General features: G+C 39.5%; 14 protein-coding genes, 1 rRNA gene and 2 riboswitches. Of the genes, 3 read left to right on the forward strand and 12 right to left on the reverse strand.

Features of this window, described 5'->3' with window-relative positions:
- The 6 genes from PQ578_RS16575 to PQ578_RS16600 all read right to left on the reverse strand — a co-directional run.
- Positions 1-100 (reverse strand): 16S ribosomal RNA (locus PQ578_RS16575); the annotation flags it as partial.
- 383 nt (positions 101-483) lie between these two features.
- The gene (locus PQ578_RS16580) at positions 484-1,806 is read right to left on the reverse strand and encodes a TrkH family potassium uptake protein (protein ID WP_273835536.1); all 1,323 of its coding nucleotides are present in this window, start codon (positions 1,804-1,806) and stop codon (positions 484-486) included.
- Positions 1,807-2,035: 229 nt separating this feature from the next.
- Positions 2,036-2,380 (reverse strand): CHY zinc finger protein, encoded by a 345-nt coding sequence (locus tag PQ578_RS16585; RefSeq protein WP_273835537.1) that lies wholly within the window; start codon positions 2,378-2,380, stop codon positions 2,036-2,038.
- Positions 2,381-2,434: 54 nt separating this feature from the next.
- Positions 2,435-2,752 carry a hypothetical protein gene (locus PQ578_RS16590; RefSeq protein ID WP_273835538.1) on the reverse strand — a complete coding sequence of 106 codons (318 nt, stop codon included), beginning with the start codon at positions 2,750-2,752 and terminating at the stop codon, positions 2,435-2,437.
- 175 nt (positions 2,753-2,927) lie between these two features.
- Positions 2,928-3,431: a DoxX family protein gene (locus PQ578_RS16595; protein WP_273835539.1), complete on the reverse strand. Its 504-nt coding sequence runs from the start codon at positions 3,429-3,431 to the stop codon at positions 2,928-2,930.
- Between the two features lie 162 nt (positions 3,432-3,593).
- Positions 3,594-4,766: an MFS transporter gene (locus tag PQ578_RS16600; RefSeq protein WP_273835541.1), complete on the reverse strand. Its 1,173-nt coding sequence runs from the start codon at positions 4,764-4,766 to the stop codon at positions 3,594-3,596.
- 269 nt (positions 4,767-5,035) lie between these two features.
- On the opposite strand from PQ578_RS16600, the gene PQ578_RS16605 reads away from it, so the two are divergent.
- Positions 5,036-6,109, forward strand: coding sequence for an ATP-binding protein (locus tag PQ578_RS16605; protein ID WP_273835542.1), 1,074 nt, complete (start codon positions 5,036-5,038; stop codon positions 6,107-6,109).
- A gap of 6 nt (positions 6,110-6,115) precedes the next feature.
- On the opposite strand, the gene PQ578_RS16610 is transcribed toward PQ578_RS16605, so the two are convergent.
- The gene (locus tag PQ578_RS16610; protein ID WP_273835544.1) at positions 6,116-6,997 is read right to left on the reverse strand and encodes an alpha/beta fold hydrolase; all 882 of its coding nucleotides are present in this window, start codon (positions 6,995-6,997) and stop codon (positions 6,116-6,118) included.
- A gap of 114 nt (positions 6,998-7,111) precedes the next feature.
- On the opposite strand from PQ578_RS16610, the gene PQ578_RS16615 reads away from it, so the two are divergent.
- Positions 7,112-7,630 (forward strand): GNAT family N-acetyltransferase, encoded by a 519-nt coding sequence (locus PQ578_RS16615; protein ID WP_273835546.1) that lies wholly within the window; start codon positions 7,112-7,114, stop codon positions 7,628-7,630.
- 47 nt (positions 7,631-7,677) lie between these two features.
- On the opposite strand, the gene PQ578_RS16620 is transcribed toward PQ578_RS16615, so the two are convergent.
- The 5 genes from PQ578_RS16620 to PQ578_RS16640 all read right to left on the reverse strand — a co-directional run bounded on the left by PQ578_RS16620 (position 7,678) and on the right by PQ578_RS16640 (position 12,167).
- Entirely contained in the window at positions 7,678-8,211 is a 534-nt protein-coding gene (locus PQ578_RS16620) for an acireductone dioxygenase (protein WP_273835548.1), read from the reverse strand.
- The gene (locus PQ578_RS16625; protein ID WP_273835549.1) at positions 8,198-8,848 is read right to left on the reverse strand and encodes a methylthioribulose 1-phosphate dehydratase; all 651 of its coding nucleotides are present in this window, start codon (positions 8,846-8,848) and stop codon (positions 8,198-8,200) included. The genes PQ578_RS16620 and PQ578_RS16625 overlap by 14 nt, the downstream gene beginning before the upstream one ends.
- Positions 8,811-9,509: a 2-hydroxy-3-keto-5-methylthiopentenyl-1-phosphate phosphatase gene (locus tag PQ578_RS16630; protein WP_273835551.1), complete on the reverse strand. Its 699-nt coding sequence runs from the start codon at positions 9,507-9,509 to the stop codon at positions 8,811-8,813. The genes PQ578_RS16625 and PQ578_RS16630 overlap by 38 nt, the downstream gene beginning before the upstream one ends.
- Positions 9,506-10,705, reverse strand: coding sequence for a 2,3-diketo-5-methylthiopentyl-1-phosphate enolase (locus tag PQ578_RS16635; RefSeq protein WP_273835552.1), 1,200 nt, complete (start codon positions 10,703-10,705; stop codon positions 9,506-9,508). Before PQ578_RS16635 ends, PQ578_RS16630 begins: the two co-directional genes overlap by 4 nt.
- A 95-nt stretch (positions 10,706-10,800) precedes the next feature.
- Positions 10,801-10,910, reverse strand: a riboswitch (SAM riboswitch).
- An 84-nt stretch (positions 10,911-10,994) separates the two neighbouring features.
- Entirely contained in the window at positions 10,995-12,167 is a 1,173-nt protein-coding gene (locus tag PQ578_RS16640; protein WP_273835553.1) for a pyridoxal phosphate-dependent aminotransferase, read from the reverse strand.
- Positions 12,168-12,269: 102 nt separating this feature from the next.
- On the opposite strand from PQ578_RS16640, the gene PQ578_RS16645 reads away from it, so the two are divergent.
- Positions 12,270-13,052, forward strand: coding sequence for a carbon-nitrogen family hydrolase (locus PQ578_RS16645; RefSeq protein WP_273835554.1), 783 nt, complete (start codon positions 12,270-12,272; stop codon positions 13,050-13,052).
- A gap of 86 nt (positions 13,053-13,138) precedes the next feature.
- Positions 13,139-13,276: riboswitch (SAM riboswitch) on the forward strand.
- The last annotated feature ends 59 nt before the right edge of the window (positions 13,277-13,335 follow it).

A 13,335-nucleotide genomic window follows, 5' to 3' on the forward strand; every position in this document is an offset into this window, starting at 1 on the left:
CGCTAAGATCAGGGAGCAAGCTCCCATCTCTTCGCTCGACTTGCATGTATTAGGCACGCCGCCAGCGTTCGTCCTGAGCCAGGATCAAACTCTCCGATAGAAAGCTTAATCTAGCTTTTAAAACAATGTTTTGTTTCCGTAGAAACAACTACTTACATGGCGTTTCGTTCAGTTTTCAAAGATCGATTTAATTCTATTAATCTCGGTTTGTTTCTCCCGAGTGACAACTTCTATCTTACCAGCAATCTCTCATTTAGTCAATGTCTTTTTTTGAAAACATTTTCGTATGTAAGTTGTTGCTAGTGTTTCGAAGTGACAAGAAACATCTTACCATGTGGATATAATGTCGTCAACAGTTTTCGAGAATTATTTTCTTATCTTTTTAAAAGACCGGTTTACGTATTTACGTAAACCGGTCTTTTCGCTATCTCTATTGTCTTTACCTTCTGATGCCCATTCATAAAAAGTTAATCAGAAACCCTTTTAACCTGTCAGTACTTCTTCTTCAGGATATCTGATTTTTGGTGTTTTCTTAGAAGCAAAGATAAAGGCTAGTGTGAGGGGGCCTAGTTTCCCTACCATCATGATCACAATAATCGTGAGCTTCCCAATACCATCTAGACTACCCGTTATCCCCATAGATAGTCCTACGGTACCAAACGCCGATACAACTTCAAACAAATTCGCTAGAAAAGGGGAGTCTTGTGTAAGTTCAAGAATGAAAACCCCTACTAGAACAACCCCTGTCGAGATAACCGTAATAGCAAGTGCTTTGATAATGACCGAAAAGGCTAGCGTCTTATGAAAGATCGTTACTTCATTCTTCCCTTTTAAGAAAGTGTTAACAGAAAGAAGCATAGCGATAAACGTTGTCAGCTTAATGCCTCCGCCCGTAGAAGCACTTCCTGCACCAATAAACATGAGACATATTGTAAAGAAGAGGGAAGCTTCTTCCATACTACCGATATCAATCGTATTAAAGCCTGCTGTTCGTGGAGTTAACGCTTGAAAAAAGGCCGCCCATCCCTTCCCAGCTCCATTTAACTGGCCTAGAGTAGAAGCGTTATTCCACTCAAGAGTAATAATGACGAGAAAAGCAAGTGCATTAATAAAGAGACTTCCTATCACCATTAACTTCGTGTGAAGCTTCCACTCTCGAAAATGCTTCTTATCCTTTAGATCAATCAAAACTGTGAAGCCGATTCCTCCTAAAATAAAAAGCATTACGATCACAAGGTTAATGATCGGATCACCTACATAGGAAGAAAGACTATCAGACCAAATGGAAAATCCAGCGTTATTGAAAGCTGAAATGGCGTGAAAGATGGCTACATAAACGCCGGTCCCTATTCCATATTCCGGTATCCACCTTGCAGATAGGAGAATGGCTCCAATGATTTCAATTACTATTGAAAAAATAAAGAGACTTCTTACAAGCTTAATAATGCCGCCCATTCCTTGTTGATTTAATGCTTGTGTGATTAGAAGACGTTGTGAAATCCCGATTTTCTTTCCAATTAGAAGAAAGATAACAACAGCAAATGACATAATACCAAGTCCACCAACTTGAATTAATAGCATAATAACAACCTGACCAAAAACTGTATAAACAGAACCCGTGTCTACCACGACGAGCCCTGTAACTGTGATAGCTGATATAGCTGTAAACCAGGCATCTAACCAGCTGACAGGCGTAGTTGTTGCCTGTGGTAATTTCAATAAAACAGTTCCAATCGTACTTACAATGAGAAATAGAAGCAGTAAAGCTCTTGGCGGATGAAGAAATAGTTCTTTCAGCTTCTTCATGATTATTTTCCTTCTTTCTTAATGGTGCCATTAAACTAAACGAATCAACCGAAGACTTCTGCCAAAATACACAAGAACAATACGTGAACGGGAGACGACAAAAGAAAAAACACAGAACTTCTGTGTCTCAAACAGTCTATTATCGGTAGAGTTAGTTTAATGCATCGTAAAAGAATTTCAATTAAAGATTGAAATAATAATACCTGCATCTTCATCCGAAGTAAAGCGATTATTTCACGGATTTATTTTCGTCAAAATAAAGATGGTAATGAAGTTTGCAACCATCATTATAGGAAGCGTGGCAGTAAGGACACATAGAATGTGCTGTTAAGTACTCATGAATTGTTAATTCAAAACGACAGTTTCCACATAAAACAGCTTTTTTATCATAATTTTCCTTTGGCCATACTGTTACGTCATGATCAGCAGTTTCTTGATGACACAAGAAACACGGATAGTAAGTATCACAACAATAGAATTTAATCGCAATAATATCTCGTTCACTGTGATAATGTTCGCATCGTGTTTTGTTATCTACGGTTTTTCCTTTTACTATAATTTGATCTTGATGCATTTGTATCCTCTCCTACTACTAGAAGTAACGTTATCATACTAATTTCCTTATAACTTAACGAAAGGAATATTTGGCTACCTTTTCACCTTTCACTATGTATTGGGGCATACAGATTTTGCAATAGGAATAACCTTTTGTCTGCCTCATCTCTTCTGTTATCTTAAGAAGCTCATCAAGGTTATCAGAACATATCTTTTCCACTTTCGTTCTTGCACCCTCATCTTTTTCTCGCCAAAGTGTCCTACAAGTAGCTAAATGAATTTTATTATAAGCCGCATCTTTTCCTTTAAAATGATTAAAAACATACCCATTTTGATTAGCGCTGTGCCAACTCAAATAGCGTTCTTCATTTTCTTTAAATATACCAAACATGGTTTAGCCTCCCAAATTAATAATCACTAAACCAAATTCGTTGTTCCTTCCCATCTGCCTCTTTACTTTTTATTACAAGTTCCTCCTCTTTTTTTATTTAACTGTAATGTTTCGCTTGCACCACCCTTACAAATTATCAAAACAAAAAAGGCCCCGTTTTCACGGAACCTCTTTCTTAGTGATGAAGTGCTGGCTTCACCTGTCGCATATGAATGCTTTTCTTAACAATTGGGATAAGCCATCGATCAATCCCAATTTTAGCGGCATTATAACCGGCAATTAATAAGAGCATTCCGAGAATAACCATCATTGGATTCGTGCTAGTTGTACCACTAAAGAGGAAAGCAAAGTTCATCACGACTCCCATGAATGCCGCAAGAGTTGTGAAAGTACCAAGTATTAAACCAAGTCCAACTAGAAACTCCCCCCATGGTATTAAGACATTAAAGAAGTCGACATTGGGAATGGCTACCCCTTCTAAAAAAGTAGCCCACCAACCTTGAACAGCCGGATGTTCTCCACTCGCACTCGCAACCGCTCCCTGCAAAAAACCATTTGCGTCAAAACCACTCGTTATTTTTGTCCATCCAGCCGTGATCCATTGATAGCCTAGAAACAATCGAATAAGAAAAAGAATGCCAGAAGCTCCCTTGTTCTCTCTCAAAAAATGAACAAACATACTCCTCACGCTCCACAACTTTATTTTTATCACACCTTTATTGTAGTCAAGTTTCTTTCACCGTTCTGTGACAACCATCACCAATATCCTATCTGGTTTATTTCAGCATAATTCGGGTATGAAATAATTGGATAATAAAAAAAGGACAGATTTTCATCTGTCCTAAGCGTAACTTTCATCTGTTTTCGTTTTTCTTTTTTCGACGATGCGATAGAAAAGTAACGCAACACACCCAACTAGGGTTAAACATCCCATCACAGCATACAAAGTTGCTCCAGAAGATTTTTCAAAGATTAACCCTCCGAACAATGAACCTAGAATCCCTGATAGTCCAAAGAAAACAGAGATAAATAGAAGATGTCCCGTGGCTTGCAAGTGCTCGGGTACTAACTTTGTCACATATTGAAACGCAGCAACGTAAAAAACTCCAAACGTTACACCGTGAAAAACTTGAAAGAGGATAACGGCAACCGGCCCCCCTATGTACGCTAACCCAAACCACCTAACCGCATAGATGACACCTGCAACCATGATAAAGACAATTTCATTAAATCTTCTGAACCAATATTGACTGGTAGCGAATATAACAGCTTCACTAGATACAGCAACAAACCAAGCAAGCCCAATTTGAGACTCATTCCCACCAAGTTCTGTAAGATATAGTCCAATGAAACTATCATTAGCCCGATGTGGAATCGTTAAAAACAAGATTGTTCCTAAAAACAATAGAAACTTAGTATTCTTCCCAATCCTCATCGCATCAAACACTGTTACTGGTTTGTTACGCGTTTTTACATCCGATACTCTCATCGCTGTAAGAAAGGCGATCACAATCATAAACATGAATGGAATTAGAATCGTACTAATACCAAAGAAAGAGAAAAACTGACCAACGATTAGCGTTGATACAGCAAAACCAATCGATCCCCATGTTCGAATACTTCCAAAGTTTTTATTCACGCTAGCAGCGGTTTTAACAGCAAGACTATCCCCAAGTGCTCCGGTAGGAGACATAAACACATAAAAAATCGCTGCTGAGATTAAAATAAACACGTAATGACTGTTCGTTAAAAGAAAAACACTAACAACAGCTACTCCAACCAGCGTCACAAGCAAAACCTTTTTTATCGTACCAAATTTATCACTTAGGTATCCCCAAAAGGGTTGAGCTAGAATTGCCGCTAATGGTCCAATCGCAAGAATCGATCCTATTTTACTTTCCGACATACCGCTATGTTGGAAATAAACTGGCATATAGCTAATAATGATTGTATTTGCACCATGAAAAAAGAATAAAAACAAACTTAGAAAAAAGACGCTATCCCTTTTAGTCATGTTTTTTAGAAACCCTTCCTTTCACAAGATCAGATGAATGATTGCATCAAAAATACTTCTTCTAACTCTATAGCATGACCATTTGAATTGCAATCTTCTTCCAATGGATAGGAGCCTTTCCAATAGAGATTCAGAATTCAACTTCTCTGTTCAATCGCTACAAAACGTCAATCATTTACGCATATCGATCATAATTAGAAGGGAATTCGCATATCTTGTAGAAATATCCAATTAATGCGATGTCAAAAAGCTGATTATGGGGGATTTCTATGGAAAAAGGAAGCGAGCTAAAAGATGTAAATTTAGATATCATCTTTCATCATATTTCAGATCTGATCTTCCAAATTCGGGTCATTGATGTGCATCACTATGAAATTGAAGCTGTAAATGAAGCTTATCTATCCAATTATGAAACTTCCAAAGAAGCCATATCCGGTCGAAGAATAGAAGATTTTCTCGGTGTTGATCAGGGGATTCAAGCCATTAAAAGATTTCAAGAAGCGATTATTCGAAAGAAAACGATTCAATTTGAGGAAGGGTACTCTTTTCCGAAGCAGGGTTACAAATTATTCGATATTACACTTGTTCCTCTTGTGGAAGGAGGTTCAGTTGAGAGATTAATTGGGGTAGCAAAAGATATTACAGAAAAACGAATGAATGAAGAACACCTTGTTCAATCAGAAAAGCTATCTATTGTTGGTCAACTTGCGGCAGGAATTGCACATGAGTTACGAAATCCACTCACTTCATTGAAAGGTTTTTTGAAATTAATTCAATTCAGAAATACGGATAAAGACATTGATCGCTATGTACAAGTGATGGATTCAGAATTTCATCGGATTGAGCAAATCATTGATGAATTTCTAATTCTAGCAAAACCAACAAAAACCAATTTTCAAAACAACCGTGTTGATCTTATATTAGATGAAGTTATTGAATTACTAAGCGGTCAAGCTAACATGAAAAGCATTATTTTACAAAAGGAATATCCTTCTTCTCTCTCTCCTATTTATAGTGAAAGTAACCAACTAAAACAGGTTTTTATTAACCTGCTTAAAAATGCAATGGACGCAATTGGTGAAGAAGGAGAAATTATTATCAAAGCTATGGAACGAAAGGAACACATACAGATTCAGGTAATTGATAATGGTAGTGGCATCGCTGATGAAGAACTTGAAAAACTTGGCTCACCTTTTTTCACTACGAAAAAGAACGGTACAGGACTTGGACTTACAATTTGCAAGAGGATTGTTAAAAAACATAAAGGCACTTTTACGATTGAAAGTAACGAAGGCATAGGAACGATCGTTACATTAAACTTCCCAAAGATCTATACCACCTAACCCCTTTTATTCAGGGGCTTGTGTATAGATCTTTTCGTTACCCTTTTCTTCTAACCACTGTTTAATCTTTTTTATCGTTTCTTCAGGTCTTTGCCAGTGTAGGACATGTCCTGTTTCCGGAATAGCACTTACCTTACAATGAGTTCCTAGCTCCTCCTGCATTCTAGCTGCTGCCTGACGTCTTATCGTTTCTCCATCCTCAGGAAGGGTTGCTCTTATAAGAAATGTTGGCACATGTACCTGGTGGAAAACGTCGCGGCAAGACTCAAGATAGAGTGATTTTCCAATCGCTCTTACAGTATTTTCGCTTACCTTCATTGCTACGCCACCCCCCACTTCCTTCATATCCCTGTGAACCATTTGCTCCAATTCATGGCTACATCTACCAATTTCCTCTTTCTTCTTTTTCTCATACTCTTCTATAGTTGAATAATAACTTTCAGTTATCCACTGTGACATTTGCTTCAGGAATCCCTCTAACGTTATAGAAAGATCTTCTTCAAAAAGGAGATAACCTCCATCAATCATCACAATGCCATTCACCATTTCAGAAAACCGACTACTAAAGTGGAGAGCTAGAGCCGCTCCCCAAGAATGGCCAATCAAATAAACTGGCTGATTACTTAGTTCAAAACGTACCTTTTCGAGCCATTCGGTTAGAAATTGAAAGGAATATTTTTTTTCATCATTAAAAGGCTGAGTGTCACCGTGGCCAGGTAAATCAATCGCAAACAAATGAAAATGATCTTGCAAACGATCAGCGATCTCGTTAAACCCAAGCGCATTGTTCGTCAAACCATGAAGTAAGAGAACGGTGGGGTTACGCTGACTTCCCCATTCATAAATGCAGACGTCGAGACCTTCTATTTTTAGCTTCATTTTTTTCATATTACTCAGTCCTTCCATAATGTATGGCTACTTCATGTATTCGACTGGCAGGATTCATTCCCTTTTTCTAGAAGTGAGTGGAGTAAGAAATCATAGGTAATGAGGAGAGCTCCCATGAAAATTAGAAATGCGACAGTAGATGACGCTCTAGCGATAGCAACTGTTCATGTGAATAGCTGGAAATCGACCTATCAGCAGCTTATTCCAGAAGATTATCTTAATGCACTTGATATTCAAGTACGGGAAGCCCGTTGGAAAAAGTTTATTCAAGCTGGCAACACTATTTTTGTAGCCGTCGATCAAGGAGAAATTATCGGGTTTGCAAACGGTGGGAAAAATAGATCAACATCTTATCACTATGATGGAGAGCTGTATGCGATTTATCTTCTTGAAGAAGCACAGCGAAAAGGAGCAGGAAAAAAGCTATTATGTTCTGTTGCGAAAGAGCTCAGGAAGGAATCATACCAATCGATGCTTGTGTGGGTTCTGAACGGAAATCCAGCCGCTCACTTTTATCAAAGCTTTCATCCATTTAAAGTTGCTGAGAAAGAGACTGAAATTGCAGGAAAAAAACTTCTAGAATCGGCTTTTGGTTGGCCAGATCTAGAAGATTTGATTACGATTTGCACCTAAATATGGTTATAGAAAAGCGGCCGACGAACACACACGGCCGCTTTCTTTTAGTTTATACTTTGTTTCTCTTCATAAGGGTGGGCAACCCAGCCTGATGGGTCAATAAATAGACGAACAGCTACAACTTGACGATCATCCATTAATGTAAAGAAGTGCGGTGTATCCACCGGAACAGAGATCACATCGCCTGGATCTAATTCAACATCAAAATATCCGACGCTTCCTTTAATCACAAAAATCCCATGCCCAGCGGTAATTGCTCTTACTTCATCCTCCGTATGGACGTGCACTTGTTCGAATTTCTTCAGAATGGCATCTAGGTCTGGCGTTTCTTCAGAAAGAGCCACCACATCCCAGTTTCCGTATCCATTGCGTTCAGCTAGAGAACGAATTTCTTCATTAAATACAGTTAAAATTTCATTTTTTTGTTCTTCCGTTACAGTGCAATTACCTCTTAATTGTTCAGGAAGTTTTTCTACCTGCCACTGTTCATAAAGAACACCCTCTTGTTGTAGAAATGCACTTACAGCATCCCTTCCCTCAATTACTTCACCTGTATTTCTCACTTTAATTACCGCCATTTTTTCTTCCTCCCTCGCTTACTACTGATTGAAAGTTTCTTAATTTAAGATGATAACTAAATAAAAATTCAAATGCTTCGAGATACTTTTTGGCTTCAAAACCATCGCGTCCCCATACCGTAATGCCATGATTTTTCATTAATACAGCTTTCGTTTCTCTAGTGATAGCATGAACAACATCCTGAGCAAGTAAAGAAAGGTCACTGGAGTTATCAATGATCGGAACGGTTATTCGATCATTTTGTCCCCAGAGCCCAAACGCTTTTATTAATTCAACACCCTGAAAAGTAACCTCCCCCTCTGTACTAAAAAGTTCAGAAATCACATTGTTATCCACTGTGTGGACGTGCAAACAACATCCGGCATTTGTTTTTTGATAGATGGCCTGATGAACAATTGTTTCAGCAGATGGTTTTAAAGAAGTTTTTTCGATTGCCTGCCCATCACGGTCGACCAATATGAAATCTTCTTCCGTTCGTTTTCTTTTATCTTTACCACTTGCGGTGACAAGAAACTGTAGCGGCTCCTCACTTACTTTGATCGAGAGATTGCCGCTTGTTCCCGGAAACCAATCACGACCTGCTAACTCATCTTTGATATCAGCGAGTTCGTTCCAACGTTTCTGAATGATGCTCATCATATCCCTCCTTTTCTTCCATCAATTTTCGAACGATATCATCGAACGACTCAAACGGAACTGCAGGAATGGACAGTTCTTTACACTTCTCTGCTAAGTAATCTCTTGCAAAGACTTGGTCTGCCTGTTTAGCTGCCTCTAGATCCGTTATAGAGTCACCGATCACAATTTTTCGGTAGGTATCTCCATCAAACTGTTTTAAGATACCTGGCTTGCAGCATCCGCAATCGTTTGTACAATCATCATCACAAGAGTATGGCCAAGTAATCGTGATCGTTTCGTTCGTAAAATCGCTCCCATTGCAGAAAATGTTCTCTTCCGGTATTTCAAATGGGTTTAGAAGCGGATAGACAAAAAAATCAATTCCTCCACTTACAACGTAAAGCTGGATACCTTCTCGTTTTGTATAATGAACAAACTCAGCAAATCCCTGTCTAATCTCGGTTGTAGCTAATAAATAATCAAGCAAATCATTCTTTCGGCTGGAAGGAATCAAATGAAACATCTGCCCCACACCTTCCCGAATGGATAGGTTCTGCGCTAAAATATTATCTTTTATTTGCTCCCATTCTTTCGGAGCAAAACGTTTCATTAAGGAAACGATATTATCGCTATTTGTAATCGTGCCATCAAAATCACAAAATATAACCGGCTTTTTCATCGAACCACCTCTGTGCTCCCCCACTTTGTAAGTGCTTGGTGAAGTGCCTCACTATTAAGCGATGCCTCTTCGAGAGTTTGATTTGTTAGAACGGCTTCAATCGCATCTCGGAATGCTTTTCCTCCAGAAGCGGCTCCTCCTGGATGCCCATGAACGCCTCCTCCTGCGTTAATAACACTATCCTTTCCAAAGTCCTGAAGTAAGAGTGGAACCAATCCTGGATGGATGCCTGCTGAAGGAACTGGAAATGTCTTGTTCAGCTGATTCTCTTTCGTCAGAGCTAGGGCTGTTGCGAGTGCTTCGTTTCGATTTAACGCCATGCTTCCGTAAGGGGAGGGAAAAAGAGAGAAATCAGCTCCAGCGGTTCGAAGCAATTTTCCAAGTAAAAGTGAATAACTTATTCCATACGTGCTTGATGCAGCCATAGCCCCTGAAAAAGAAGGATGAGCCATGATCGGAACCGAGATATCCTTATCCTCTGCGAGAGACTGCAGGACATCTAAACCATATGTAAAAACATTAAACAAAAGGGCATCAGCACCTAATTCAATCGCGCGTTTTGCTCGATCTTTCAACTTGTCCGTTCTTCCGGATAAATTAACTGCATATCGTGTGCGTTTCCCTGTCACTTCTGACGTCTGATCGAGCACTTTTTTTAAAGCGGGAACACGCTTTTCAAGAGGTGACAACTCATTTTCAAAAAGAATTTCATCATCCTTTACAAAATCAACTCTCCCTAGGGCTTGTGCCTGCATTTGTTGTTCTAACTCATGCAATGGCTTTCCAATCACCCCTTTAAAAATACTCATCACAAGTGGTCGATCATGCACATTTGCAAGTTTGCGGATGCCATCTATACCATACGCTGGTCCCGGAAATGCTTGAACCAACTCATTTGAAAAATCTAAATCAATAAGTTTAATTTCTCCATCAAGAGAAAGTTTGCCGAAAACGGTTGTTAAAATCGCCGGTAGATCAGCACTGAAATTAATGGCTGGATAGGAGATAACGATAATCCCTTTACCTTCTCTCTCCTCAACCCGAACGACTTCCCCTTTATGTTTTTGTAACTGTTCTTTTTCTAATAAAGGTAGATTCGTCCATGTCCCCACGGTTAAACCGAGAGCGATTGATTCGGCACGCTGGGCTAATTGATGATCATTATTTACAAGATAGGTAGCTATAAGACGGCTCATCACGTTCATTCCTTTCAGTCTTTACCTTTCAATTTTCGCTCATCACACAAAAAAGACCCCTTCACGAGGAAGAGGTCTTTATCACCATGCTCTTCCTCTTATCTTCCAGCTTTTGCTGCGAGAATTAGCACCGTGTCTTTAAGAAAACTTAAAAATCGGTTGCCGGGCTTCAAAGGGCTCGTCCCTCCACCTCTCTGGATAAGAGTATGCAATTATTCGTTTTTAGTAATTGATTTGAATTATGCCAGAGACAGGAAATTCTGTCAAACTGTTTTTTAATTTTTCTGAATCAAAAGAGATTAAGAGACTTAATTCGCTCAACTGCTTCTCTTAGCTTCTCTTCAGACGTTAATAGCCCCACTCGTACATAGCCCTCACCAAATTCTCCAAAGCCGTTTCCAGGTGCGACAACAATTTGGACGTTTTCAAGCAAGAAATCTGCAAAGCTTTCTGAAGTAAAAGATTCGGGTACTTTCAACCAGGCGAAAAACGATCCCGCAGGAGAAGTGACATTCCAACCAATGTCATGGAGTCCTTGAATGAGAACATTTCGTCTCGACTCATACGTATCGCGAAGTTCTTCTACACACTGCTGCGATCCAAGCAAAGCTTCAGCAGCGGCTTCTTGTACCGCACTAAATAGACTGACATAAAAATGATCCTGAAGGAGATTGATGCTCTCAACAACAGATTGATTTCCAACTGCAAATCCTACACGCCATCCCGCCATATTATATGTTTTGGAAAGGGTATAGATTTCAATTCCATTGTCTTTAGCACCCTCTGTTTCCAAAAAGCTAATCGGTCGCTCTCCATCAAACCCGATCGCACCGTAAGCAAAATCATGCACAACACAAATATCATTCGTCTCTGCAAAACTGACTGTTTCCTCAAAGAAGCGCTTCGTTGCAACAGCTGCAGTTGGGTTGTTGGGATAATTTAAAAACATCATTTTCGCTTTTTTTAATGAATCCTCTGGAATCGCATCATAGTCAGGTAAGAAATGATTTTTCTCAAGCAACGGCATCATCTGCATATCCGCTTCAGCCATCGCGACACCTGACCAATAATCAGGATAACCTGGGTCTGGAACGAGTGCCACATCACCTTTATTTAGTAAACATTGACTGACCTCGACAAGGCCTGCTTTTCCACCGAAAAGAACGGCAACTTCCTTCTCTGGATCAAGATTCACTCCAAATTCTCGCTGATAGAAATCAGCAGCAGCCTGCTTCAAGAAAGGCTGTCCTCGAAATGGCGGATATTTGTGATAGGAAGGGTTTTCAGCTGCCTTCTGCAAAGACTCGATAATATGATCGGGTGTTGGCTGATCAGGATTTCCCTGTCCAAGATTAATGATGTCATAACCCGCCTCTACATAGCGGTTTACTTTTCCAGCAAGCTTCGCAAAAAATTGTTCCGGTAGTCGTTTAAGTGCATCTGATGTTTGAAATTGTTTCAAAGAATCACATCCTGTTAAAATTTTCGTGAAATTCTAGTAAATTATGTTATCTTGGATACACAATCATGTAAAGCTTATTTTGTTAGCGAGGAGGAGAAGAAAATGAAAAAAATCGCTCTGTTGCAATTTGATATTGCGTTTGGAAACCCTGAAGAAAATTTCTCGAAAGTGAAAGAGCTTGTTACTAAGGCTGTTCATGACAAACCAGATATTATTGTTTTACCAGAACTGTGGTCGACTGGTTATGACTTATCGAGACTAGACGAAATTGGGGATGAAAATGCAGAAAAGTCAATTGCATTTCTTTCAGACCTAGCCAAAAAGAATAAGGTAAGTATAGTAGGTGGCTCAATTGCAAAGCAACACAATGATCACGTCACGAATACGATGCTCGTTTTCAATCGAGATGGGCAGCTTATCCATGAGTATAGCAAAGCCCATCTATTTCGGTTGATGAATGAAGAGAAATACCTCGTATCAGGAAATGAGAAAAGCCACTTCACACTCGAAGAACTCCCAAGTGCCGGATTCATCTGTTATGATATTCGCTTTCCAGAGTGGCTTCGCCTTCATGCCGTTGAAGGCGCACAAGTTTTGTTCGTTCCAGCCGAATGGCCGAAACAGCGCACGGACCATTGGCGATCCTTACTTATAAGCCGCGCTATTGAAAACCAATGTTACGTCATTGCTTGTAATCGTGTAGGAGAAGATCCAGACAATGCGTTTGGAGGACATTCTTTAATCATTGATCCGTGGGGAACGATTATCGCAGAAGCAGGCGAAGAGGAAACGATCTTAACAGGCTTGATTGATGAGGAAGAAATACCATCTATCCGAAGTCGTATCCCAATCTTTGAAGATCGACGTCCAGATATTTATAAATAAAATTCAAAATATTATTGACAAATGCATCAGTTTCTCTGTAACATACATTTCAAGCGAAAAAATTGTAAAATAATTTCATAAACTTTCTCTTATCAAGAGCAGGCTGAGGGATTTGGCCCTATGACGCCCAGCAACCGACCTATTCTTAAGTACATCTTTACAGGATGGCTTAGATGGCACGGTGCTACTTCCAACAGGATGTTATTCATCCTGGAAGATAAGAGGTGTGAAGCATATCTGTCTTCAAGCCTCTTTCTTCGGAAAGAGGCTTTTTTTATGCCTT

The sequence above is a fragment of the Guptibacillus sedimenti genome (assembly GCF_028610665.1).
Classification (GTDB): domain Bacteria; phylum Bacillota; class Bacilli; order Bacillales; family Guptibacillaceae; genus Guptibacillus; species Guptibacillus sedimenti.

Bases quoted from the DNA above. Each gene is read 5' to 3' on its own strand.
- PQ578_RS16595 (WP_273835539.1), bottom strand. From the start codon at position 3,431: ATGTTTGTTCATTTTTTGAGAGAGAACAAGGGAGCTTCTGGCATTCTT.
- PQ578_RS16585 (WP_273835537.1), bottom strand. From the start codon at position 2,380: ATGCATCAAGATCAAATTATAGTAAAAGGAAAAACCGTAGATAACAAA.
- PQ578_RS16635 (WP_273835552.1), bottom strand. From the start codon at position 10,705: ATGAGCCGTCTTATAGCTACCTATCTTGTAAATAATGATCATCAATTA.
- PQ578_RS16630 (WP_273835551.1), bottom strand. From the start codon at position 9,509: ATGAAAAAGCCGGTTATATTTTGTGATTTTGATGGCACGATTACAAAT.
- PQ578_RS16590 (WP_273835538.1), bottom strand. From the start codon at position 2,752: ATGTTTGGTATATTTAAAGAAAATGAAGAACGCTATTTGAGTTGGCAC.
- PQ578_RS16580 (WP_273835536.1), bottom strand. From the start codon at position 1,806: ATGAAGAAGCTGAAAGAACTATTTCTTCATCCGCCAAGAGCTTTACTG.
- PQ578_RS16600 (WP_273835541.1), bottom strand. From the start codon at position 4,766: ATGACTAAAAGGGATAGCGTCTTTTTTCTAAGTTTGTTTTTATTCTTT.
- PQ578_RS16605 (WP_273835542.1), top strand. From the start codon at position 5,036: ATGGAAAAAGGAAGCGAGCTAAAAGATGTAAATTTAGATATCATCTTT.
- PQ578_RS16625 (WP_273835549.1), bottom strand. From the start codon at position 8,848: ATGAGCATCATTCAGAAACGTTGGAACGAACTCGCTGATATCAAAGAT.
- PQ578_RS16615 (WP_273835546.1), top strand. From the start codon at position 7,112: ATGAAAATTAGAAATGCGACAGTAGATGACGCTCTAGCGATAGCAACT.
- PQ578_RS16645 (WP_273835554.1), top strand. From the start codon at position 12,270: ATGAAAAAAATCGCTCTGTTGCAATTTGATATTGCGTTTGGAAACCCT.
- PQ578_RS16610 (WP_273835544.1), bottom strand. From the start codon at position 6,997: ATGAAAAAAATGAAGCTAAAAATAGAAGGTCTCGACGTCTGCATTTAT.
- PQ578_RS16620 (WP_273835548.1), bottom strand. From the start codon at position 8,211: ATGGCGGTAATTAAAGTGAGAAATACAGGTGAAGTAATTGAGGGAAGG.